Here is a 19,760-nt window from a genome sequence, read left to right as displayed (position 1 = left end):
CCCGGAGCCGGGCCTTCGCCCGGTTCGCGGAGTCCTTCTGTTTGCGGGCCAGGTCCCGCTGTGCCCTGGCCAGCTTCCGCCGGTCGGCCTGCCCGAAACGCGGGTTGGCCACCTTCCCCTGCTCGTCGCTCAGTCCGGGGATCGGGTGGGACAGAGTGAGCAGGCTGGTGATACCCGCATCCACCCCAACCTCCGCCGTGACCGGCGGCAGCGGCCCCACGGCCGGGTCCTCCACCAGCAGAGACACGAACCAACGGCCGGCAGGATCCCGGGACACCGTCACCGTGGACGGCTCCACCCCCTCGGGCAGGGGCCGCGACCACACGATGTCCAACGGGCTGGTCATCTTGGCCAGAGTGAGCCGGCCGTCCCGCCAGCGGAACGCCGAGCGGGTGAACTCCGCCGACACCCGCGACTTGCGCTTGGACTTGAACCTCGGATACCGGGACCGCTTGTCCCAGAACGCCACGAAACCGGCCTGCAAATGCCGCAACGTCTGCTGCAACGGCACCGAGGACACCTCGTTCAGAAACGCCAACTCATCGGTGCGTTTCCACTCGGTCAACCACGCCGAAGACTGCACATACGAGGTGTGCTGACGATCAACCACCCACGCCCGAGTACGGGCCTCCAACGCCCGGTTGTACACCAGACGCACACACCCGAAGGTGCGGTTCAACTGCCCAGCCTGTTCCGGGGACGGGTAGAAGCGGTACTTGTACGCCCGCTTCACCACCTCACCCATAACCGACAATCTACCAACCGTCCATGTGAGACGATCGCGGAGGGGAGGGAGCGGCGTTTCCTCCCGGCCCTAAACGGCCGGGTATCCACGCCGCAATTCTGATGAAAATCATGGGCCAAGGTTACGGGCCCGCCGCGACATGCGCTGGCCGCGCTGTCACACGGTGGGCGGCTGCTGGCGGCGCCGCCGCCGGACCAGCAGCAGTGCGCCGACCGCAGCGGCGACGGCCACCGCCAACGCCACGACCGCCGGCACCCGGGCTGGCCCCGACGGCGGCGGCACCCCGGTCGCCTCGGCCGGCGACTCCAGCGGCGGATCGGTGGGCGGGGGTGTCGGCCCCGGAAGGACGTAGGCGTTGCTGGCGACCGGGGCGCCGGTCGTGGCGGACTCCACCGCGGTGACGGTCACCCGGTTGCGGACCACCGCGCCGGGCGGCGTACCCGGGCGGACCCGGCCGCTGATCGTGATCCGCGGCGCCCCTGCGGTGGTGCCCAGGCTCAGGTCACCGAGGTCGCAGACGACGGTACGCGGGGACGTCGTGCAGTCACCCGGCTCGGCCCGGGCGGTGACATCGTCGAGGTCGGCTGTCGTGGTGAAGGTGACCCGCGTGCTTGTGAGGGCGCCGGTGCCGGAGATCGTGACGGTGTGCGTCACCCGCTGCCCGGGCAGCGCCCCGAACGGTGTCGACGTCAGCACCGGCGCGAAGTTGACGGCGGGAGACGGTGTCGGCGTCGGGGCAGTCGCCGCCATGGCGGCCATGAGGCCCACCACCGGCGTGGCAACCGACTCCCACATCCCCACACTCTAAGCCGCCTGGCGGCGGTACGCGGGGGTTGTCGGCGGGGAACCACCACTCGTCCTGGCCGGCTGACGTGACAGCGCGGCCCGCGGACGGGTTGTGGCGGGCAGCGTCGGATAACTACGATCGTCTATCGAACCGCTTCAATAAAGCGGTCGTCCATCTCGTCTCCGAGGGTCCGGGCCACCCGCACAGGGGTGCCTCGCCGGCGAGCTCACGACGGGCGTCCTGCCCGTCGTGCGGCATCCCACCACCGAGGAGATTCCGATGAATCGACGATCCTTGCGCCGTACCCTCGTGGGCCTGCTGGCAACGTCGGCGGTCGTGGCGGGCGGGGCGCTCGTCACCGACGCGCAGGCGGCCGCAGCCGGTTGCCGGGTCACCTGGACGGTGACCACGCAGTGGAGCGGGGGGTTCGGTGCGGACGTCGCCGTCACCAACCTCGGCGACCCGGTGACCGGCTGGACGCTGCGCTGGACCTTCTCGGCCGGGCAGACCGTGACCCAGTCGTGGAACGCCACCGTCAGCCAGAGCGGCAGCGCGGTGACCGCGACCAACGTCGCCTACAACGGCGCCGTCGGCACCGGCGCCACCGTCTCGTTCGGCTTCAACGGCACCTGGACCGGCAGTAACCCGGCCCCGACGAGCTTCACGCTCAACGGCACGACCTGCACCGGCGGCACCACCCCGACCAGCGCGCCGCCCTCGCCGACCCCGACCAGCACCCCGCCGAGCCCGACGCCGACGCCGACCGCCACCACGCCGCCGAGCAGCGGGTGGAACCCGCCGGCCGCGCTGGTGCAGCCGCTGGACGAGGTGTGGCGGCACCAGGAGAGCACCTACAACAACCTGTACGGCTTTCGGAACTACGGTTGGGACCAGATCATGGCCAACCGGGGCTCGATCAACTACTGCGTACGCTGGGAGTCGACCGCGCACGTCACCGCGGCCCAGCGCGACGCCGTGCACGCCGCGTTGGCCCGCCAGTTCGGCAAGTGGATGGCCGTCATGGCCGGGCACAACGGCTGGCCGTACGCGCAGGTGCCGGTGAAGGTTGTCGGCTGGGCGGTCCGCGACCGCGCCCAGTTGGAGTGGACCGACAACTCCGTCGACATCTACGTCAACAACATCCGGGAGAACGCGCCGCAGTGCACCGAGCCGTGCGGGCGGTTCTTCAACCAGAGCGGCAACTACCCGAACTGCCCGGGTGGGGCCTCGCACCACTACGACATGTCGCTGTGGCTGACCGCCGGGTTCGGCGGTGGTGCCGGCGGTGACTGGGGCCAGCGGATCAGCAGCGAGTACCTCATGAGCAACCTCAACACCGACAACGTCCACATCCTGCTGCACGAGATGGGGCACAGCTTCGGTCTGGACGATTTCTACGACTGGACGCCGACCGGCCAGTGCTGCTTCATCATGAAGGCCGGCAGCGCCACGCAGATCACCGAGTTCGACAAGTGGATGTTCCGCGACTGGTGGCGGCACCTGAAGAACCGGTACGGCTACTGATCGCGTGATCGCCGGGCGGGTCGGCCCCGCCCGGTGATCCGCCGGCCCGGTTCCCGCAGCCGCGGATCTTCCGGTTCCGCCCCCGTGCCGCCGCCGGGTCGACCACAGTGATGGCGGGTGTAGGAGGTGGTGTGACCGGACTGCGTACCGACCTGTACGAGCTGCGGATGGCGGCCAGTTATCTGCGCCGCGGCATGGTGGAGCCGGCCACCTTCAGCCTCTTCGTCCGCCGCCTGCCGCACCGGCGTGGTTTCCTGGTGGCGGCCGGTCTGGCCGAGGCGCTGGCCTTCCTGGAGAGCTTCGCCTTCCACGATGACGAGCTGGGCTACCTGCGCGACGTCGTCGGGCTCGACGAGCCGACCCTGGCGGCGCTGGCCGGGCTGCGGTTCACCGGCGACGTCTGGGCGGTGCCGGAGGGTCGGGCGGTGTTCGCCGACGAGCCGCTGCTGGAGGTGACCGCGCCGATCGCGCAGGCGCAGCTGGTGGAGACCGGGGTGCTGAATCTGATCACCTTCCACACCACGGTGGCCAGCAAGGCCGCCCGCTGCCGCCTCGCCGCCGGTGACGCGCAGCTGATCGACTTCGCGTTCCGTCGTACGCACGGCCTCGAGGCCGGGGCGGGGGTGGCGCGGGCTTCGGCCATGGTCGGCTTCGTCGCGACCAGCGACGTGGAGGCCGCCCGGCGCTACGGGCTCACTCCCTCCGGGACGATGGCCCACTCGTACGTCGAGGCGTTCCCCGACGAGCGGGCGGCGTTCCGTGCCTTCGCCACCGACTTTCCGGTGAACCCGATCTTCCTGGTCGACACCTACGACACGCCCGCCGGGGTACGGGCCGCCGTTGACGTCGTCGCCGAGTTGGGACTGACCGGGCCGTTGGCGGTCCGACTCGACTCGGGTGACCTCGCCGCGCTGGCCCGGGAGGCCCGCGCGATCCTCGACGGCGCCGGACTGACCGGGGCGCAGATCGTGGCCAGCGGCAGCCTCGACGAGGACGTCATCGCCGGCCTCGTCGCCCAGGGCGCCCCGATCGACGCCTACGGCGTCGGCACCAAGATGGGTGTCTCCTACGACGCGCCGTCGCTGGACAGCGCGTACAAGCTGGTTTCCTTCGGCGACCGGCCGGTGCTCAAGCTGTCGCCCGGCAAGGCCACCCTGCCGGGCCCGAAGCAGGTCTTCCGGGACCCCACCGGGCCCAGCGGGGACGTGATCGGGCTGCGCGACGAACCGCCGCCGGCCGGCCGGGAACCGCTGCTGGTGCCGGTCATGCGCGGCGGACGCCGGGTCGAGGCGGCCGATCCGGCCGGCGAGGTGCGCGCGGCACGCGACCGGTTCCACGCCGATCTGGCCTGGCTGCCCGAGACGGCGCGTAGCCTGGCCGACCCGGTTCCGCTCACCGCCACGGTGAGCCCGGCCCTGACGGCGCTGCACGACCGGGTGCGGGCGCGACTGGGTGGCACCTACTGACCACGACCATCGATGTACCATCTGGTACATGGATTACGAGCAGACGATCTCCACCACGGCGAGCATCGACCACTGCTGGGCGGCACTGGAAGACGTGACCACCTATCCGCAGTGGACGGCGTCGATGTCGCTGGTAGAGCCGCTCGACGGCCCGGCGCTGCGGCCGGGCAACCGGTTTCGCATCCGGCAGCCCGGCCTGCCGACGACGGTGTGGCGGGTCAGCGAGGTGGTCCCGGGCACCTCGTTCGCCTGGGAGGCGCACGCACCCGGGGTGCACACCATCGGCCACCACCGGGTGGACCGCCTGCCGGATGGCACCACCCGGATCCGCATCGGCATCCGGCAGACCGGCCCACTCGCCTGGCTGGTCGCGCTCTTCATCGCGGCGAAGACGCGACGGTACGTGCGGCTGGAGGCGGCCGGGCTCAAGGCGGCCGCCGAGGCTGCCGCCGTGGCGGCCGACGACGGTACGGCGTCCACCGGTGGCCGGTGACGCCCGCGAGGCGCTCCTCGACCGGTGCGTCGGCTTCCTGAAGGAGGGCGGGTTCAGCCAGCTGAGCCTGCGCGAGATCGCCTCCGGCGCCGGCACCAGCCACCGTATGCTCATCTACCACTTCGGCAGCCGAGAGGGCCTGCTCGCGGAGGTGGTCCGGCGAATCGAGGCAGAGCAGCGCGCGGCGCTTGTCTCGCTCGCCACCGAGGCCGATGATCCGGTCGAGGTGAGCCGGCGCTTCTGGCGCCGCCTGGCCGATCCGGCGTTGGCCCCGGCGGAGCGGCTGTTCTTCGAGATCTACGCGCAGGCGCTGTTCGACCGGTCCTGGACCGAGTCGTTTCGCGCCTCGGTCATCACCGCCTGGGCAGGCCCCGTCGAGGAGTTGTTCGGCCAACTCGGGTTCGACGCCACGGAAGCCCGCCGGCGGGCCCGGCTGGGCCTTGCTGCGACCCGCGGGCTGCTGCTGGATCTGCTGATCACCGGCGACCGGGACGTCCTCGACGCTGCCGCCGACCTGTTCGCGCGGCTGATCACGGAGCCGGCGCAGCCCTGACTGGCCGACATCGGGTTTGTCGCGCCAGGAACGGGGAAACGGCACCTCGCCGTGGAAGAGGAGTACGGGGTGCCGCCGGACGTGGACCCGGAATGTGAGCTGTGCAGCCGGCCTCCGCCGGCTGGTTGGGTGTTGGCGTACTGCGGTGAGGCGCCGGGTGAGGAAGGCACTCGGGAGACGATGCTGACCCTGGGCAACGGGTACCTGGCCTCCCGTGGGGCGGATCCGGAGGCGTGGGCCGACGGCGTCCACTATCCGGGCACGTACCTCGCCGGTTTCCACAACCGGCTCGCCGGCCCGGGCCAGTCGGACGGCACGGAGAGCATCGTCAACCTGCCCAACTGGCTGCCGTTGACATTCCGGACGGCCGGTGGCGAATGGTTCGCGCCGGGACAGGGGCAGCGGGTGCACGAGCACCGGCTGCTGGACCTGCGGCGCGGGGTGTACCTGCGGGAGGTGCTGGTGGTCGACCGGGACCAGCGGCGTACCCGCGTACGGCAGCGGCGGCTCGTGTCGATGGCGAATCCCCACCTGGCGGCGCTGGAGACGAGCATCGTGGCGCAGAACTGGTCCGGCCGGCTGGACATCAGGTCGGGCCTCGACGGTGGGGTGGTCAACGCCAACGCGCCGACGGAGGCCGGTAGTTGCGGCCGGCATCTCACCCGGGTGTCCACCGGCGAGGACGACGCGGAGACCGTCTGGCTGACGGCGTTGACCACCAGTTCCCGACACCGGGTGGCCGTGGCGGCCCGCACCAGGATCATCGGTGGCGGCCCCCAGCGCCGGCAGGCCGCCGTGCATGGGCCGGACGACGTGAGCCAGGTGATCGCGGTCGAGGTGATACCGGGGGAGCGGGTGTCGGTGGAGAAGACCGTCGCGATCTTCTCCAACCGTGACCGGGCGGTGTCCGAACCGGTGCCCGCCGCCCGCGAGGAACTGCGACAGACGGGGTCGTTCGACGTGGTGCTGGCCGAGCACGTCGCCGCGTGGGCGCGGCTGTGGGCGCGCTTCCGGCTCGACATCGGCGAGCAGCACGCCTGGCAGGCGCCGGTGCGGGTGCAGACCTTCCACCTCCTGCAGACCCTGTCCCCGCACGTGATCGACCTGGACGCGGGTGTGCCGGCCCGGGGCCTGCACGGCGAGGGCTACCACGGGCACATCTTCTGGGACGAGCTGTTCGTCTACCCGTACCTGGATCTGCGGATGCCGGAGCTGACCCGGGCCCTGCTGGAATACCGGTACCGGCGGTTGACGGCAGCGCGGCGGCAGGCGGCCGCGGTGGGGACGGCGGGCGCCCTGTTCCCCTGGCAGAGCGGGGAGAGCGGCTGGGACGAGAGTCCCGTCCGGTCCCGGTCCCCGGTCACCGGCGAGTGGGTGGACGACTACACCGGCCGGCAGCAGCACGTCAACCTGGCGGTCGCCTACTGCGTGTGGCGCTACTGGGAGACGACCGCCGACCTGTCATTCCTCGCGGCCAGCGGGCTGGAGCTGCTGGTCGAGACGGCCCGGTTCTGGGCCGGCCTGGCCACCTACGATCCCGTCGATGACCGCTACGACATCCGGGGGGTGATCGGGCCGGACGAGTACCACGACGGATACCCGGGCCGGCCGGGCCAGGGGCTGGACAACTGCGCCTACATCAATGTGATGGTCGCGTGGGTGTTGGGCCACGCCGAGGAGGCGTGCGGGGTCCTCGCCCGGCATCCGGGGATGCGGCCGTGGCGCGACGTCGCCCCCACCGACGATGAACGGCATCGGTGGGCGCACATCCGGCGCCGGCTGCGGCTGGTCTTCCTCGACGACGGGATACTTGCCCAGTTCCAGGGGTACGGCGACCTGGCGGAGCTGGACTGGCATCGCTACCGGCAGCGCTACGGCGACCTGCGGCTACTGGGGCCGCTGCTGCAGAAGGAAGGCGACGACGCGAACCGCTACCGGGTCTCCAAGCAGGCCGACGTGCTGATGCTGCTGTATCTGTTCAGCGCGGAGGAGCTCACCGATCTGGTACGCGGCCTGGGATACGAGTTCGACCCCGCCCGGATCCCCGCCACCGTCGACTACTACCTGTCCCGTACGAGTCACGGCTCCACGCTGAGCCGCGTCGCGCACGCGTGGGTGCTGGCCCGGACCGACCGCCGCCGCTCGTTGGAGATGCTGGTGACCGCGCTCGGCACCGATCTGGCGGATCCGCAGCACAGCTCGACGCGCAACGGCATCCATGTCGGCGCCAACGCCGGAACCCTGGACATCCTGCAACGCTGCTACACCGGCCTGGAGATCCGCGGCGACGTGCTCCGGCTCAACCCGCAGCTGCCGGACGGGCTCGACGAGCTCGACTGCGTGATCCGATACCGCAACCAGTTGATCACCCTGCATGTGGACCACGAATCGGTGCGGGTCACCGCCGCCCCGGGCGCGGACCAGCCCGTCCCGGTGGCCGTCCGGGACAGGTCCTTCCCGCTCGACCCCGGCTCGACCGTCACCGTCGCCCTACCACCTAAAGAGAAGTCCCTGACCTGAGGAGACACCGATGACCGTCACCGTTCCCGACGTGATCGCCCGCTACTACCAGCTCATCGGGGAGCCCGACGTGGACGCCTTCGTCGCCTGCTTCGCCAACAACGCGATCGTCGCCGACGGGGACCGCACCTACGACGGCCCGGCCGCGATCCGCGCCTGGCGCGAGCGGACCGCGGCCGAGTACGCGTACGACGCCGTGCCGGAGACGGTCGAGGAGCAGGCCGGCGGCAACCTGGTGGTGACGGCGCTCGTGTCGGGCACGTTCCCGGGCAGCCCGGTCCGGCAGCGGCACCGGTTCACGCTGCGCGACGGCCTGATCGGCGCCCTCGACATCCGGCAGTAACGGGCATCCGGCTCAGGCGTGGTCCTGGTCGGTCACCTCGTCGGCCCAGAACACCTTGACGCGAGAGTCGTCGTCGTGGTCGATGACGCACCGAAACTCGGTCCCGTGGGCGACGTGGCCGCCCTCGATGACGTTCAGGGTGTCGCGGATGGTGACCTCGTAGCCGTCCGCTGGGCCCTCGTCGGGCTTCACCCGGAGCCGAAACTCGAACTGCTGCTCGTGGTTCAGGACGACCTTCGTCTCCTTGACGGACAGCACGGTTGCGGTGCACGGCCTGCCGTCCTTCTCGCTGGCGGAGTCCACACCGAACAGCAAGTTCGTCACCCAACCGAGGCCGAACCAACAACATACGGACAGCAACGAGGCCCCGGCGATCAGGAGGAGAAAGCCCCCGCAACCGAGAGACTCGTCTTTGGTGTCCTCCGCCATCCGTAACCCCCGTCGCTGGAACCGGCGGCCAGTGTAGGGGATCTTGACAACGGGCTGGACGTGGGAAAACAGCACCGTCGCCGCTGGTACCGGCTCATCGGCGAACCGGACGTGGAGGCCTTCGTCGCCTTCTCCACCATCGCCTCGGCGAACTCTGAGCATCCGCCACCCCGTTGGTCTAGAGGCGGTGGCGGACCCAGACGTTGGGCTCGACGTAGACGGCGTGGTCGTGGGCCACGTCGCAGTGCACCGGCACCAGCGCGCCCGGCACGTGCACCGGTCCGCTGGTGTCGAACGGCAGGCCCGTCCAGGAACGCCAGTCGGCGAGCGTCCCGCTGATCATCATGGAACGGGTGGCGACCCGCTCGATTCGCCCACCGGCGCGCACGTGCACCCGCAGCCACGGGTCGACCGGCAGGCCGTCGTCGCGGACCTGCGCCGCGTACTCGGTCATCGGCAGGTCAGGCTGGGTGTGCTTGCCGCTGGGGCGGACCGGGGCAACGAGGGTGTCGTAGCCGAGTTTCGCGACGGCCTCCCGCATGGCGGCGAGCATCAGCGCGGACAACCCGCCGCCGCGCCGGTCCGGGCGGATGCAGATCTCGATCGCCGAGACGATGTTCGGGCTGCCCTCGGTGAGCCGGTTGATGAGGGCACGCTGGATCACCCGGTCCCAGCCGCCGTCGGGAAGCTCCGGCTCCGTCCAGCGCAACGGCACGGCGTACGCCCGCGCGACGGCGCGCCCCGGCTCGGCGGAGTCGACGGCGGCGAACACGAACTCCGGGTACAGGTCGTGCGCGACGCTGTAGTAGACGGAAGCCATCGGGTCCCAGAGCATGAACTGCGGCCACGCCCCGTCGAAGTCTTCGTCCAGCCGCGGGCCGAGGTCGGGACGGTCCGCCAAGCTCACGATGTCGATGGCCATGGCGGCACAGTAGAGCGCCGGACGGTGAGAGAGCATCTCAGTTTCGGGACCGTCCTCGGGAGCACCCGCCTGCCAGGAGGAGAGCAACGGATGGAGCAGTTGGTGACGGGGGAGGCCGCGGCGCTGCTGGGTCGCGCCCGGCGGGTCGTGATCTTCACGGGCGCGGGCATGTCGGCCGAGAGTGGCGTGCCGACCTTCCGGGACGCCCTCACCGGGCTGTGGCAGCAGTACGACGCCCAGGCGCTCGCCACGCCGGAGGCGTTCCGCGACGACCCCGCACTGGTCTGGGGCTGGTACGAATGGCGGCGCAGCACGGTCGGGCGGGCCCGGCCGAACCCGGGACACCTGGCCGTGGCCGCGATCGAGGCCCGCGTACCGGACAGCGTCCTCATCACCCAGAACGTCGACGACCTGCACGAACGGGCAGGCTCGGCGGCACCGGTGCACCTGCACGGCAGTCTGTTCGCGCCGCGCTGCTCGGCCTGCGCTCATCCGGCGCCGATGCCGGACAGGGTGGCCGAGGAGCCGGCCGGCGGTCGGCGGATCACCCCGCCCGGGTGTACGCGCTGCTCGGCGCTCATCCGGCCGGGAGTGGTGTGGTTTGGCGAGGCGTTGCCGGAGGCGGCTTTGTCCTCCGCGGTTGAGGCGGCGTCCGCCTGTGATCTGCTGCTGACGGTGGGCACCTCGGGCCTGGTGTATCCCGCTGCCGAGGTCCCGCAGGTGGCGGCCCGTTGTGGTGCCGCGGTGATCCAGGTCAACCCGCAGGAGACGCCGCTGGACCGGGTGGCCGAGGTGAACCTGCGCGGCCCGGCCGCCCGGGTGCTGCCCGCCCTCGTCGAAGCCACGTGGGGCGGCGCCGGTCGCGGGTGAGCCCGCCTGACTATCCTGATCGGATGGATCTGGAGTTCGACGGCGAGCTGTGGTTCTGGAGGGGCCCGGCGCCGTGGCACTTCGTCACCGTCCCGGAGGAGCAGTGCGGTGACCTGGCAGCGGCTTCCGCGTCGGTGACCTACGGCTGGGGGATGATCCCCGTGACGGCGCGGATCGGGAGCACCGGATGGCAGACGTCGCTCTACCCGAAGGAGGGCCGGTACGTCGTGCCGGTGCGGGCGTCGGTGCGAAAGGCCGAAGGGCTCCAGGTGGGTGACGTGGTGACGGTCCGGCTGACCGTCTGAGTGGGCGGCCTACATCCGCGGCTGCGTGGCGCGGGCGTACGTGTCGGCCGGGTCCTCGCCCTCGGTGAGGTCGACGTCCTCGACGATCCGTCCGTCGCCGAGCCGGATCAGCCGGTCGCAGCGGGCGGCGATGGCGCGTTCGTGGGTGGCGAGCAGGATCGTCATGCCGTGCTGGTCACGCAGGTCGAGCAGCAGGTCGAGGATCTGCGCGCCGGTGGTGGAGTCCAGGTTGCCGGTCGGTTCGTCGGCCAGCAGCAGGCGGGGTGCGCCCATCAGGGCGCGGGCGATCGCCACCCGTTGTTGCTGGCCGCCGGAGAGTTGGGCGGGTAGGGCGCGTTCGCGGCCGGCCAGCCCCACGGCCTCCAGCAGGTCACGGGCGCGGGTCGCGTGTCCGGCGTGGCCGCGCCGGGGCAGGACCGGCGCGATCACGTTGTCCAGCACGGTGAGCGCTGGCAGCAGGTGGTAGCGCTGGAAGACGAAGCCGACCCGTTGCCGGTAGCGGGCCAGGGCGGCCCGGCGCAGCGTGGTGACCTCGACGTCGTCCACCGTGATGGTGCCCTGGTCGGCCTGCTCGATCGCGCCGATCAGGTGCAGGAGGGTGGATTTGCCGGAGCCGCTCGGCCCGGTCAGCGCCACCACCGACCCGGCGGTGATCTCCAGCGACATGTCGTCGACTGCGGTGAGTTGCTCGGTGCCGGTGCGGAACTGCCGGACCAGTCCGGCCGTGCGGACCGTGCTGCCCGTGGTCGCGTCCATGGTCAATCCTCTGCCAGTAGTCGTGCGGTTGGGAGGCGGCGCAGCAACGCGGCCGGCACGAGCGCGGCCAGGCAGGTGACCAGCGCGCCGGCGAGCGCGACGGCGGCCGCCACCAGCATCAGTGCCGCCGGTAGCTCACCGACCAGCCAGGCCGCCCCGGCCAGGCCCAGGCCCGCGCCGGTGAGCGCGCCGAGCGCGCCGAGGAGTAGTCCTTCGTATCCGATCAGGCGGCCCAGGGCGGCGTCGGTCCAGCCGGTCGCGCGCAGCGTCGACAGCTCGGCGGCGCGGTCGCGGATGTTCAGGTAGAGCACGTCGGCGACGGCCGCCGCGCCGAGCAGCACCGTCGCCACGGCCGCCATGGTGTCGGCGCCGCGTACGCTCAGCGACACGGTGTCGCCGAGCAGGCTGCCGACGATGGCGCCCCGGAAGGCGTACGAGGCGGCGGCGACCAGCGTCAGCGCGGCCACCCCGATGGCCAGCGCGCCCGCGCCGAGCAGGGTGCGGCCGGGGGTGCGGACCAGGTTCACCAGGGCCAGGCCGGGCACGGTACGCGGTCGGCGTACCCATCGGGCGGTGGCCACCGGCGGGCGCAGTGCGGCGGCCGGGTGGGCGCGTGCGGCCCGCAGCGCTGGCGCCAGGCCTGCGGCCAGCGCCAGCAGCAGGGCCACCGGTACGGCGAGCAGCGCCCGGCGCCAGTCGACGCCGATGCCCAGCGCGGCGCCGAGGGGGAAGGCCAGCCCGACCGCGAGCAGCCCGGCGGCCAGCCCGAGCGCGGTGACCTCGCCGAGGATGAGCGCCGCGATCCGGCGGGCCGGCCAGCCGAGGCAGGCGAGCACCGCCAGTTCGGGGCGGCGGTCCCGCACGGCGGCGGAGACGGCGTTGCCGAGGAACAGCACGCAGACCACCAGCACGAGCACGAACAGCGCGGCGCTCTTGCGGTCGACGGCCTTGGTGATCGTGGAGGCGACTCCGAGCGCGGACCAGTTTTCGGTCAGCCGCAGGTCTGGGCGGCCGAACGTGCCGGCGGGCAGCTCCACGGTCTGCGGTGCTGGCGAGGATCCGAGCGTGATGTCGACGTCCAGGCCGGTCTCGGTGGCGATCCGCTCGGCGATCAGCCGGACCCGCTCGGCGGTGCGCTCGCTGTAGCCGTGCACGTCGGCGACCCGGACCCGGATCGCGCTGATCGGGGCGGTCAGCTGCGGGCTGGTGCCGCCCTTGAGTAGTTGCGGCACGCTGGCCAGGCTGGTCAGCAGCAGCGGTGGGGCCTGCAGGTAGCCGGCGGGGTTGCCGCTCGGCTCCAGTGGCTGCCCGCCCAGCGCGGCGCGGCTGCGCGTGTCGGCGCCCTCGGCCACCGGCGGTTCGTACGTCTCCAGCGGCACCTTGCCCAGGTCGCTGAACCCGGTCAGCTTCTCCGGGTCGAAGACCCCCACCGCGCGCCAGAACCGGAACGCGTTCGGATCGTTCGCGAGGGCCAGTGGTCGTCCGGTACGCGACCCGCGGTCGTCGGCCAGCCATGGGCGGGGCAGCCAGTTGCCCGTGAACTGAGTCCCGTATACGTCAGGCGGGACGGGTGGTTGTGCGGCGGCGCGCAGACCGCCGTCGGGCAGCCGTTCGTACTGCACGTCGCCGGACTGCACCACCGTCTGCAGTTGGCCGACGCAGCATCCGGTGTCCCTGAGTCCCGCGGCGAGTGTGGCCCGGTGCCCGTCCGCCACCTCGGACCGGCTCTCGCCCGTCGGGATGCCGGCGGCTGCACTGAGGGTCTTCTCCAAGTCCAGCGCGGGCACTCCGGCGGGACTGACGTTCGGGAGCCGGGTGAGGCGCGCGGTCAGCGCTTCGTCGATGAACGGTCGGCTGGTGAGCAGGACCGGCACCTGCCGGTTGACCGCGGTGCCGCCTCGGGTCTCGGTGATGGTGTCGTCGGTGCGGATGGCGCGGCCCGCGACCACCGCGTCGGAGAGGCCGACGAGGCGTTGCTCGGTGGCCGGGTCGACGGCGGCCAGCAGGAACGGCACGGTCATGTCGTACGCCATCACGAGCCGGTCCGACGTGGTCGTGGTGCGGTCGCCGCCGGCCGCCAGGACGCCGCGGTCGGCCTCGAAGCGGCCATCAGGCAATAGCCGGACGGCGTCGACCGACCAGTCCTCGCGCTCCGAGTAGGTACCTGGTTCCCCGATCAGTGCCGATCTCGGGTCGCACACGGGCAGTGACCGCCCATCCGGCAGCACCTCTCGCGGGACGACGCCGCACACATCGTCGATGGGGTACGTACGGCCGTCGGTGTATCGGCTGGACTGGATGTCTGTCTGTACGTCCAGGCGAGGGAAGATGAGCTGGTTCTTTGTGACGTACACGTAGCGGGGTTTGCCCGGTGCGGCGGAGAGGCCGCGTTCGGCGACGAAGGTCGGGTCGACCCGGATCACCTGGCGGGTCAGCGTTCGGTCCACCGCGTCGGTGAGGTCCAGCGGGGTCGGCACGGTCGTGGTGGAGTATCCGAGCATCGCTATGGGCGCGGCCACGTCGACCCCGGCGACCGCCTTCACCTGGTCGTACTGGGCAGTGGTGATGCCGCCGTAGAGGCCGGAGAGGTAGTTGGGGCGGACCAGCCCGCGTTCGGCCTCCAGGGGTGTGCGCGTCCCTTTCGGACGGACGAGGATGTCGTACGCGGCCCGGGTGTTCCGTTCGACGGTGCCGGTGACCGTCAGGCGGGAGGTGGTGGTGGCGCCGGTCAGGACGACGAAGCCGGTGGTGGCCACCAGCACGCCGGCCAGCAGCGCCACCGACCGTCCCGCACGGCCGCGTAGCTGTCGCCAGACGAAGTTGAGCATGTCGCGCCTCCCCGTGTGCTGACCACACTGTGCGCGATACATTGTGACAATGCAAGACCCGTGCGGGCCGGATGTGTCCGGTCCGGATTGGAGGACATGGTGGCGATCCAGCACGCGGTCCTGGCCCTGCTCGCCCGCGGCCCCAGCTACGGCTACGAGCTGAAGAGCGCCTTCGAGGCGGCGGTCGGCCCACAGTGGGGGCCGCTCAACATCGGGCACCTCTACCAGATCCTCGACCGGCTCTCCCGGGACGAGCTGGTGGTCGCTGAGCGGCAGGCCCAGCCGGTCAAACCCGACCGGGTCGTCTACGAGATCACCCCGGCCGGCCGCGTCGAGCTGGACCGCTGGCTCGCCGAGCCCAGCCCCCGCAGCGGCGGGTTCCGGGACGACTTCTTCCTCAAGGTCACCGCCGCGGCCCGCTCGGGCGCGGCGGTCACGGTCCGGGCGGTGCTCGGCAACCAGCGCGGCCATCTCATGCGGGAGCTGCGCAACCTCGACGCGCTGCGCCGCAAGACCGACGACCCGGTGGTCCGGCTGTTGCTGTCGGCCGCCAGCCGGCACGTCGAGGCCGATCTCGCCTTCGTCGACGACGCCGAGTCGGCGCTGCTCGCCGACGGCGGAGCGACCCTCGCCGCGCTGGCCGACCGTCCCACCGGGCCGACGGCGCACGACGCCGGGCCGGCGCGACCCGGTGTGACGACGGCGGACGAGGCCCGCGCCGTCGGCTGACCGCCGGGCCGGCCCCGCCTCAGGAGCCGTGGCGGCGCAGGTAGGTGAGCACCGCCAGCACCCGGCGGTTGGTGTCGTCGCTGGGCGGCAGGTCCAACTTGGTCAGGATGTTGCCGACGTGCTTGCCGATCGCCGCCTCGGTGACATGCAACCGTGCCGCGATCGCCCCGTTGGAATGGCCCTCGGCGAGCAGCGCGAGCACCTCGCGTTCGCGGGCGGACAGCGCGGCGAGCGGGTCGCGCGGTCGGTGCAGCAGCTGCCGTACGACGTCGGGGTCGATGGCCGTCCCGCCGTCCACGACCCGTCGTAGGGTGTCGGCGAACTCGGCGACGTCGGCGACGCGGTCCTTGAGCAGGTAGCCGATCCGCCGGCCGTCGCCGCTGTCGAGCAGCGCGGAGGCGTACCCGCTCTGCACGTACTGGCTCAGCACCACCACCGCGAGCCGCGGTCGTTCGGCCCGGAGCGCGACGGCCGCGCGCAGGCCGTCGTCGCGGTGGCCGGGCGGCATGCGGATGTCGGTCACCAGCAGGTCCGGCTCGTGCGCGCGCACCGCCTCCAGCAGCGCCGGCGCCGAGCCGACGGCGGCGACCACCTCGAAGTGGAACCGGGTCAGCAGGCCGACGAGGCCCTCGCGCAACAGGACCTCGTCCTCGGCGAGCACGACCCGGATCACGGGCGGCATGGCAGCTCCACCCGCACCAGCGTAGGGCCGTCGGCTGGGCTGGCGAGCAGCAGCCGCCCGTCGACGGCGGCCACCCGGTCGGCGAGGCCGGTCAGACCCGTACCCCGGGCCGGATCGGCCCCGCCGCAGCCGTCGTCGGACACCTCGACGACGAGGTGGCGGCCCGACCGGGTCAGCCGTACCTCGGCCCGGGTCGCCCGGGCATGCCGGGCCACGTTGCCCAGGGCCTCCGACACCACGAAGTACGCGGTCGTCTCGACCAGCTCCGGCAGGGGCTGGGGCAGGTCGGCGTGGACGTCGACCGGGATGGTCGCCGCACAGGCCAACTCCCGCACGGCGCCGGCCAAGCCGAGCTCGGTGAGGTTCTGCGGGCGGATGCCCTGCACGATCTGCCGAAGCGTGACCATCAGGTCCTTGGCCTGTTCGTGGGCGACGGCCAGCGGCCCGGCGGCGGGCGAGTCGTCGGGCACGTCGAGCCGGGCCAGTCCCAGTTGGAGGGTGAGGCTGGTCAGGCGCGGCTGCGCGCCGTCGTGCACGTCGCGCTCGATGCGCCGCCGTTCGGTCTCGTACGCGTCGACCAGCCGGGCCCGGGAGCGGGTCACCTCCCGCAGCGCGGCCCCGTCGGACGCGCCGCCGAGCAGCCATCGGGCCACGACGGCCTGCCCGGCGACGAGCAGGCCGGCCAGGTACCACAGCGCCGGGACGAGGAGGACTCCGACGATCGCGTAGGGGATCGCCTGGCCGGGTGTGTCGACCGTGACCCACACCAGGACCACCTGGTCTTCGTCCTTGGCCAGCCAGGGGCCGGCGATCAGTGTGAGGTCCAGCAGCACGAGCAACGTGAACATCCAGTACGCGATCGGCACGACCCCGCCCAGCCAGCAGGCGTACGCGACCTCCCGCCACGCCGCCGCGCTGGTGTACCGCGCCGACAGGCCGCCGCGCAGGCGCTGCCCGGGCAGCGGGCGTGGGTCGACGAGGCCGAGCCGCCACCGCTCGAACCTGGCGACGGGCATGCTCACGATCGGGGCAAGGGCCAGCATGACCAGGCCGGTGACGGCGAGGCACAGCATGGCCGGCAGCGAGACCGGACGGTCGTGCCGCACCGCGCCGACCACCACCAGCAGGGGCGCGCCGACGATGAGCAGCCCGATCGCCAGCGCCCCGGCTATCGGCACGCTGCTGACGGCGTATGCCAGGGCCCGCCAGGGCCAGGCGGAGATCAGGTAGTCGCGCCGGCGCAGCGCCGTGGCCAGATGCGGGGATACGTCTGGGGTCATGTCGCCAAGCTATTCGTGCCTCGTCCGCCCGGCCCAGCCGCTTGAACCCCCAATCGGGGTATGCCTGGCCCTACCTGAGATTGACCGGCTGTGCCCAGTGCGCCGTCCACCCGCCGGCCGCTGCACTGGGTGAATGCGTATCCCTCACCTCGGCGCCTGCAGTTGGCTGCTCGCCGCACCCCTGTTCCTGGCCGCGAACCTGGTCACCGGGCTGGCGTGGCGGCACCCTTCGTTCAGTTGGGCAACGAACAACATCAGCGACCTGGGCAATGTGACCTGTGGTCGGTGGGACACCACCCGGCCGCGCGAGGTCTGCTCGCCCTGGCATGTGGGCATGAACAGCGCCATGATCACCACGGGCCTGCTGCTCGCGCTCGGGGTGCTGCTCACCTGGTCGGCGCTGGGTCGCGGTGCCGCCACGACGGCCGCGCGGCTGCTGACGCTCGCCGGTGGGGGCGGGTATGTCCTGGCCGGCGCGTACCCGGCGGACGTGGACGAGAACCACCACTTCCTCGCGGCGCTGCTGATTTTCGTACTGGGCAATGTCGGGATGGTCGTGGCGGCGCTGGCCCGGCGGTCGCCGGTTCTCGGCTCGATGCGCGGGAGCAGCCTCGCGCTGGCGCTGACCGGCCTGGCCGGAACGGCGCTGTTCTGGGCACAGGTCGACCTCGGGCTGGGCGTCGGCGGCATGGAGCGGGTGGCCGTTTTTCCGCTGCTCGCCTGGGTGGTCCTGGTCGCGGTGCGGGTCCTGGGGGAGCCGGGCCGGGGGCGTCCCGCATGATTTGTTAAGGAGCTTGCCTTATGAAAAAATGCCGGCTACCTTGACTGCTAGCGACGAAGGTCGATGCGCGGTGAGCGTTCGAAGTCCGCTTCCTGCGGCATCGTTGGGCTCCGGAGGCAGTCATGACCATCCCCGGCGTACGTCTGCTCACCACCGTCATCCTTGCTCTCACCTGGGGCGGTCCCGCCCCCACCGCCGCCAACCCCGCCGTCGGCACCAGCACGGTCTCGTTCGCGTCCGTCGTGCCGGCGCCAGCCACCGTGGCCCCGGCGGGCGGCGTCACCTATCGGATCACCGCGACGACGACGATCTGGACCGAGCCTGGTTCGGCCGCGGCGACGGACATCGCCGGTCAGCTTGCCGCCATCCTGCGTCGCTCGACCGGCTACGCGTTGCCCGTCACCGCCGCGTCGGGCAGCACCCCGGCGGACGGCATCGCGCTGCTGCTGTCCGGAGCGCCGACCGGTCTCGGCGCCGAGGGCTACCAGCTGGACGTCACCACCGCGTCGATCGTCGTGCGAGCCAACGCCGCGGCCGGCCTGTTCGCCGGCGTGCAGACCCTGCGGCAGCTCCTGCCGCCCGCCGCCGAGAGCGCGACGGCGCAACCCGGGCCGTGGGATGTGGCCGGCGGACGCATCGTCGACTATCCGCGGTTCGCCCACCGTGGCGCGATGCTCGACGTCGCACGGCACTTCCTGCCGGTGTCGGTGGTCCAGCGGTACATCGACGAGATCGCGCTCTACAAGGTGAACCGCCTGCACCTGCACCTCTCCGACGACCAGGGCTGGCGCATCGCCGTCGACAGCTGGCCCAACCTCGCCATCTATGGCGGAAGCACCCAGGTCGGTGGCGGCACCGGCGGGTACTACACCCAGGCCGAGTACCGCCAGATCGTCGCGTACGCCGCCGCCCGGTACGTCATGATCGTGCCGGAGATCGACATGCCGGGCCACACCAACGCCGCGCTCGCCTCGTACGCGCAGCTCAACTGCAACGGCGTGGCGCCGAAGCTCTACACCGGCACCAAGGTCGGGTTCAGCTCGCTGTGCGTCAGCAAGGAGATCACCTACACGTTCCTCGACCAGGTCCTGGGCGAGATCGCGGCCCTCACGCCCGGGCCCTACCTGCACATCGGCGGCGACGAGGCCAGCTCCACCACGGCCGCCGACTACGCCACCTTCCTCAACCGGGCGCAGCAGATCGTCGCGGCGCGCGGCAAGACCGTGGTCGGCTGGCACGACATCGTCAACGCCCCGGTCCTGCCGTCGACCGTCGCCCAGTTCTGGGGGACCACGACCTCCAACGCCGCGGTGGCGTCGGCCGCCCGGAACGGCACCAAGATCATAATGTCTCCGGCCAACCGCACCTACCTGGACATGAAGTACAACTCCCGTACCCGACTCGGCCAGCGCTGGGCCGGCTACATCGAGGTCCAGGACGCGTACGGCTGGGACCCGGGTGCATACCTGACGGGCGTCGGCGAGGCGTCGGTGCTCGGAGTCGAGGCCCCGCTGTGGACGGAAACGATCGAGACGCTCGCCGACGTCGAGAACATGGCCTTCCCGCGCCTGCCGGCGATCGCCGAGCTGGGCTGGTCGCCGGCCAGCACCCACGACTGGACCTCGTTCAACCAGCGGCTCGGCGCCCAGGGCCCGCGCTGGCGCGTCATGGGGATCAACTACTACCACTCCACGCAGGTGTCCTGGCCCGCCGGCTCCTAGGCGCCGCGCAGAGGGACTGCGCGGCC

At 71.8% G+C, this 19,760-nt stretch carries 19 protein-coding genes; 11 read left to right on the top strand and 8 right to left on the bottom strand.

Annotation, left to right across the window (positions count from 1 at the left end; all coding sequences use genetic code 11):
* Positions 1-745: transposase (locus AB0C02_RS27605; RefSeq protein WP_357551864.1), on the bottom strand; the 745-nt coding region annotated here is incomplete at its 3' end.
* Positions 746-901: 156 nt separating this feature from the next.
* A complete protein-coding gene (locus AB0C02_RS27600) occupies positions 902-1,540 on the bottom strand; it encodes a hypothetical protein (protein ID WP_357551863.1) in 639 nt (212 codons plus the stop codon).
* A gap of 271 nt (positions 1,541-1,811) precedes the next feature.
* Between AB0C02_RS27600 and AB0C02_RS27595 the strand changes: the two genes are divergently transcribed.
* The 6 genes from AB0C02_RS27595 (at position 1,812) to AB0C02_RS27570 (ending at position 8,431) form a co-directional block, all read left to right on the top strand.
* Positions 1,812-3,056: a cellulose-binding domain-containing protein gene (locus AB0C02_RS27595; RefSeq protein WP_357551862.1), complete on the top strand. Its 1,245-nt coding sequence runs from the start codon at positions 1,812-1,814 to the stop codon at positions 3,054-3,056.
* Between the two features lie 131 nt (positions 3,057-3,187).
* Positions 3,188-4,522, top strand: a complete 1,335-nt coding sequence (locus tag AB0C02_RS27590; RefSeq protein ID WP_357551861.1) for a nicotinate phosphoribosyltransferase — start codon at positions 3,188-3,190, stop codon at positions 4,520-4,522.
* A gap of 28 nt (positions 4,523-4,550) precedes the next feature.
* Positions 4,551-5,015 carry an SRPBCC family protein gene (locus AB0C02_RS27585; protein WP_357551860.1) on the top strand — a complete coding sequence of 155 codons (465 nt, stop codon included), beginning with the start codon at positions 4,551-4,553 and terminating at the stop codon, positions 5,013-5,015.
* Entirely contained in the window at positions 5,005-5,568 is a 564-nt protein-coding gene (locus AB0C02_RS27580) for a TetR/AcrR family transcriptional regulator (RefSeq protein ID WP_357551859.1), read from the top strand. The genes AB0C02_RS27585 and AB0C02_RS27580 overlap by 11 nt, the downstream gene beginning before the upstream one ends.
* 69 nt (positions 5,569-5,637) lie before the next feature.
* On the top strand, positions 5,638-8,088 hold the full coding sequence (locus AB0C02_RS27575) for a glycosyl hydrolase family 65 protein (protein ID WP_357551858.1): 2,451 nt from the start codon (positions 5,638-5,640) through the stop codon (positions 8,086-8,088).
* 10 nt (positions 8,089-8,098) lie between these two features.
* Positions 8,099-8,431 (top strand): nuclear transport factor 2 family protein, encoded by a 333-nt coding sequence (locus tag AB0C02_RS27570; RefSeq protein WP_357551857.1) that lies wholly within the window; start codon positions 8,099-8,101, stop codon positions 8,429-8,431.
* A 12-nt stretch (positions 8,432-8,443) separates the two neighbouring features.
* Here the strand turns inward: AB0C02_RS27570 and AB0C02_RS27565 are convergent, their stop codons facing one another.
* Entirely contained in the window at positions 8,444-9,022 is a 579-nt protein-coding gene (locus AB0C02_RS27565; RefSeq protein WP_357551856.1) for a hypothetical protein, read from the bottom strand.
* Between the two features lie 16 nt (positions 9,023-9,038).
* The gene (locus AB0C02_RS27560) at positions 9,039-9,782 is read right to left on the bottom strand and encodes an N-acetyltransferase (protein WP_357551855.1); all 744 of its coding nucleotides are present in this window, start codon (positions 9,780-9,782) and stop codon (positions 9,039-9,041) included.
* A 90-nt stretch (positions 9,783-9,872) separates the two neighbouring features.
* Here AB0C02_RS27560 and AB0C02_RS27555 point away from each other — a divergent pair, with 90 nt between their 5' ends.
* Both AB0C02_RS27555 and AB0C02_RS27550 read left to right on the top strand, forming a co-directional pair.
* Positions 9,873-10,652, top strand: coding sequence for an NAD-dependent deacylase (locus AB0C02_RS27555; RefSeq protein WP_357551854.1), 780 nt, complete (start codon positions 9,873-9,875; stop codon positions 10,650-10,652).
* Between the two features lie 23 nt (positions 10,653-10,675).
* Positions 10,676-10,957 carry a DUF1905 domain-containing protein gene (locus tag AB0C02_RS27550; protein WP_357551853.1) on the top strand — a complete coding sequence of 94 codons (282 nt, stop codon included), beginning with the start codon at positions 10,676-10,678 and terminating at the stop codon, positions 10,955-10,957.
* A gap of 9 nt (positions 10,958-10,966) precedes the next feature.
* Here the strand turns inward: AB0C02_RS27550 and AB0C02_RS27545 are convergent, their stop codons facing one another.
* Together AB0C02_RS27545 and AB0C02_RS27540 are read right to left on the bottom strand one after the other, a co-directional pair.
* Positions 10,967-11,713, bottom strand: coding sequence for an ABC transporter ATP-binding protein (locus AB0C02_RS27545; RefSeq protein WP_357551852.1), 747 nt, complete (start codon positions 11,711-11,713; stop codon positions 10,967-10,969).
* A gap of 2 nt (positions 11,714-11,715) precedes the next feature.
* Positions 11,716-14,541, bottom strand: a complete 2,826-nt coding sequence (locus tag AB0C02_RS27540; RefSeq protein WP_357551851.1) for an FtsX-like permease family protein — start codon at positions 14,539-14,541, stop codon at positions 11,716-11,718.
* Between the two features lie 99 nt (positions 14,542-14,640).
* Here AB0C02_RS27540 and AB0C02_RS27535 point away from each other — a divergent pair, with 99 nt between their 5' ends.
* Positions 14,641-15,270: a PadR family transcriptional regulator gene (locus tag AB0C02_RS27535; RefSeq protein WP_357551850.1), complete on the top strand. Its 630-nt coding sequence runs from the start codon at positions 14,641-14,643 to the stop codon at positions 15,268-15,270.
* 19 nt (positions 15,271-15,289) lie between these two features.
* Here AB0C02_RS27535 and AB0C02_RS27530 read toward each other — a convergent pair whose 3' ends face one another.
* Positions 15,290-15,952 carry a response regulator transcription factor gene (locus tag AB0C02_RS27530; protein WP_357551849.1) on the bottom strand — a complete coding sequence of 221 codons (663 nt, stop codon included), beginning with the start codon at positions 15,950-15,952 and terminating at the stop codon, positions 15,290-15,292.
* Entirely contained in the window at positions 15,940-17,232 is a 1,293-nt protein-coding gene (locus AB0C02_RS27525) for a sensor domain-containing protein (protein WP_357551848.1), read from the bottom strand. The genes AB0C02_RS27530 and AB0C02_RS27525 overlap by 13 nt, the downstream gene beginning before the upstream one ends.
* A 133-nt stretch (positions 17,233-17,365) precedes the next feature.
* Between AB0C02_RS27525 and AB0C02_RS27520 the strand changes: the two genes are divergently transcribed.
* Both AB0C02_RS27520 and AB0C02_RS27515 read left to right on the top strand, forming a co-directional pair.
* Positions 17,366-18,013: a DUF998 domain-containing protein gene (locus AB0C02_RS27520; protein ID WP_357551847.1), complete on the top strand. Its 648-nt coding sequence runs from the start codon at positions 17,366-17,368 to the stop codon at positions 18,011-18,013.
* Between the two features lie 122 nt (positions 18,014-18,135).
* The gene (locus AB0C02_RS27515) at positions 18,136-19,734 is read left to right on the top strand and encodes a beta-N-acetylhexosaminidase (protein WP_357551846.1); all 1,599 of its coding nucleotides are present in this window, start codon (positions 18,136-18,138) and stop codon (positions 19,732-19,734) included.
* Positions 19,735-19,760: the final 26 nt, after the last annotated feature.

It is taken from the genome of Micromonospora sp. NPDC048999, assembly GCF_040649295.1.
Taxonomy (GTDB): Bacteria; Actinomycetota; Actinomycetes; order Mycobacteriales; family Micromonosporaceae; genus Micromonospora.
The sequence above is the reverse complement of the archived record's forward strand: the minus strand, read 5'-3'. Positions and strand labels throughout refer to the sequence as shown.